2 protein-coding genes are annotated in these 3,335 nt (G+C 73.9%); both read left to right on the top strand.

The genetic code is table 11. The annotated features are described in order from the left end of the window. The first annotated feature begins 121 nt into the window (after window positions 1-121). Window positions 122-1,390: a UDP-N-acetylglucosamine 1-carboxyvinyltransferase gene (gene murA / locus FJ251_14645; GenBank protein MBM4118942.1), complete on the top strand. Its 1,269-nt coding sequence runs from the start codon at window positions 122-124 to the stop codon at window positions 1,388-1,390. Further along, entirely contained in the window at window positions 1,387-3,279 is a 1,893-nt protein-coding gene (gene selB / locus FJ251_14650; GenBank protein ID MBM4118943.1) for a selenocysteine-specific translation elongation factor, read from the top strand. Before murA ends, selB begins: the two co-directional genes overlap by 4 nt. Window positions 3,280-3,335: the final 56 nt, after the last annotated feature.

Here is a 3,335-nt window from a genome sequence, read left to right on the forward strand (position 1 = left end):
GCGGCCGGTGGGGCAGGCGCCCACCTTGCCGCAAAGACGGCGGCTTTCCTGTCGCCAGCGCCAGCTCGAGGTGCTAAATAGTGGCCTGGGGGCGGCAACAATCCGTCCACCGGAGGCAGCCATGGAGCGCTTCGTCATCGAAGGTCCCGTGAGGCTCGGCGGCCGCGTGCGGGCCGGCGGCTCGAAGAACACGGCTCTGCCGCTCGTCTGCGCGGCGCTGCTCGCGCCGGGCGAGAGCCGGCTCACCAACGTGCCCCGCCTGCGCGACATCCGCACGATGATCCGCGTGCTCGAAACACTCGGCGCCCGCTGCGTCCACGACGGCCACGAGCTGAGCATCGACGCCCGCGAGGGGCCCGGGCGCGAGGCGCCCTACGATCTCGTCAAGACGATGCGCGCCTCGGTCTACGTGCTGGGCCCGCTGCTCGCGCGCTTCGGCGAGGCGCGGGTCAGCCTGCCCGGCGGCTGCGCCTGGGGGCCGCGGCCCGTCGACCTGCACCTGATGGGCATGGAGCGCCTGGGCGCCCGCATCGATCTCGAGCACGGCTACATCCACGCCACGCTGCCGCCGGGCGGCCGGCTCAAGGGCGACGAGATCACCTTCAAGATCTCCAGCGTGGGCGCCACGGCCAACGTGCTGATGGCCGCCGTGCTCGCCAAGGGGCGCACGACGCTGCGCAACGCGGCGCGCGAGCCGGACGTGGTGGCCCTCGCGAACGGCCTCGTCCGCATGGGGGCCAGGATCAGCGGCCAGGGCACGGACACGATCACCGTCGATGGCGTCGAGGGCCTCGCACCCCTCCACATGAGCGTGCCCTCGGACCGCATCGAGGTGGGCACCTTCCTCACCGCGGCGCCGATCACCGGCGGCCGCGTGCGGGTGGAAGGCTGCATCCCGGCCGAGCAGCGCGCGCTGCTCGCCGTGCTGCGCGAGGGCGGCCTCGCGATCAGCGAGGGCGAGGACTGGATCGAGGTGGACGCCACGGCCGGCCGCCTGCGCGCCGTCGAGATGGTCACCGCGCCCTACCCCGGCTTTCCCACCGACATGCAGGCCCAGCTGATGGCCGCCTGCGCGGTGGCCGAGGGCGTGAGCACGCTCACGGAGACGATCTACCTCGACCGCTTCACGCACGTCGCCGAGCTGCGCCGCCTCGGCGCGCAGATCCGCCTCGACGGCAACGTGGCCGTCGTGCGCGGCGTCGATCGCCTGTCGGGCGCGCCGGTGATGGCCACCGACCTGCGCGCGAGCGCGGCGCTGATCCTCGCCGGCTGCGGCGCGGAGGGCGTCACCACGCTCAGCCGCATCTACCACATCGACCGCGGCTACGAGCGCATCGAGGAGAAGCTGGCGGCCCTCGGCGCCAGGATCCGCCGCGAAGAGGAAGCGTGAAGTCCATCGTCATCGGCACGGCCGGGCACGTCGACCACGGCAAGACGCGCCTCGTTGGGCGTCTCACCGGCACGAACACGGACCGCCTCAAGGAGGAGCAGCAGCGCGGCATCAGCATCGAGCTGGGCTTCGCGCGGCTGGCGCTCGGCGACATCGAGGCCGGCATCGTGGACGTGCCGGGGCACGAGAAGTTCGTGCGCACGATGGTGGCCGGCGCGGGCGGCGTCGACCTCGCCCTGCTCGTCGTCGCCGCGGACGAGGGCGTCATGCCGCAGACCCGCGAGCACGTCGAGGTGCTCGAGCTGCTCGGCGTGACGCACGGGCTCGTCGCCCTCACCAAGATCGACATGGTGGACCCGGAGCTGGTCGAGCTGGCCGCCGAGGACGTGCGCGAGTACCTGGCCGGCACGACCCTGGCCGGCGCGCCGATCCTGCCCGTCTCCTCGGAAACGGGCGAGGGGCTGGACGCCCTGCGCGCGGCGCTCGCCACGCTCGCCGCGGCCACGCCCGAGCGCGGCGGGCTCGGGCCCTTTCGGCTGCCCATCGACCGCGTCTTCACCCTGGCCGGCATGGGCACGGTGGTGACGGGCACGAGCTGGAGCGGCAGCGTGCGCGTGGGCGACGCGCTGGAGCTGATGCCCCGCGGCCTCACCGTGCGGGTGCGCAGCCTCCAGGTGCACGACCGCGCCGTAGAGGAGGCTCACGCCGGCCAGCGCACGGCGATCGCCATCCACGGCATCAAGCACGACGAGCTCGCGCGCGGCGAGGTGCTGGTCAGTCCGGGCCGCTTCCAGGCGGGCAACATGGTCACCCTCAAGCTGCGCTGCCTGGCGAGCTGCCCCTGGACGCTCAAGCACCGCACGCGCCTGCGCTTCCACTTCGGCACGCAGGAGATCATCGGCCGCCTCGTGTTGCTCGACCGCGAGTCGCTGCGGGCGGGCGAGGAGTGCCTGGGGCAGGCGCGCCTGGAGTCCCCGGCGGTCTGCGCGCCGGGGGACCGCGCCATCGTCCGCTTCTATTCTCCAATGCGCACGGTGGCGGGCGGCGAGGTGATCGAGGCCACGGCGCCCAAGCGCCGCCACGGCCGCGAGCGCGACCTCGAGGCCGTGAAGCTCAAGGAGGGCGGGGACGCGGCGGTGATCCTCGAGCGTGCGGTGCTGGATGCGGGCGCCGCCGGTCTTGCTGACAAGGACGCCGCGCTCCTCGTGGAGAAGTACCCGGGCGAGGATCCGCTGCCCGCGCTGCTCGCGGCCGGGCGCCTGCTTGCGCTCGGCAAGCGGCTGTTCCATGCCGACGCCGTGGACGCGCTCGCCCGCGGCATCGCGGAGCGCGCCCAGCGCTTCCAGGCCGAGCACCCGCTCGCCTGGGGCCCCGCGCGCCAGAGCCTGCGCGCGGCGCTCGCGCCCGAGGTGCCGCAGGCCTCCTTCCAGCTCCTGCTCGAGCAGCTCGAGCGCGCGGGGAGCCTGCGTCTGCGCGGCGAGGGCGTGCGCGTGGGGGAGGGCGAGCCGGCGCCCACGGGCGCCGCCGCGGCCTGGGTCGAGAAGGTCGAGGCCGCCTGGCTAGCCGCCGGCCTCGCCTCGCCGCCGCTGGCGACCTTTGCGGAGCTGGGCGTGCCCTCGGAGCAGGTGCCCGACCTCGTCGACTACCTGACGGCGAACGGTCGCCTGCTGCGCGTGAACGCGGAGACCCTCGTCCACGCGGAGCCCTTCGCGCGGCTAGTCGAGGGCCTGCGCGCGCTCTTCGCCGAGAAGGACGTGATCACCGTGGGCGACGTGGGCGCGCGCCTTCCGGTGAGCCGCAAGTACTCGGTGCCGCTGCTCGAGCTCTGCGACAAGCTCGGCTACACCGAGCGCCGCGAGTCCGAGCGCCGGCGGGGGCCGCGGCTCTGAGCCCGGCCGCGCATTCGGATGTCGCGGTGCGCTTGTCTACTTCAAGCGCCGCTTTT

This window comes from bacterium, from assembly GCA_016873475.1.
Classification (GTDB): Bacteria; Krumholzibacteriota; Krumholzibacteriia; order JACNKJ01; family JACNKJ01; genus VGXI01.

What these genes read in the sequence shown, in the direction of transcription:
- murA (MBM4118942.1), top strand. Translation starts at nt 122, where the DNA reads ATGGAGCGCTTCGTCATCGAAGGTCCCGTGAGGCTCGGCGGCCGCGTG.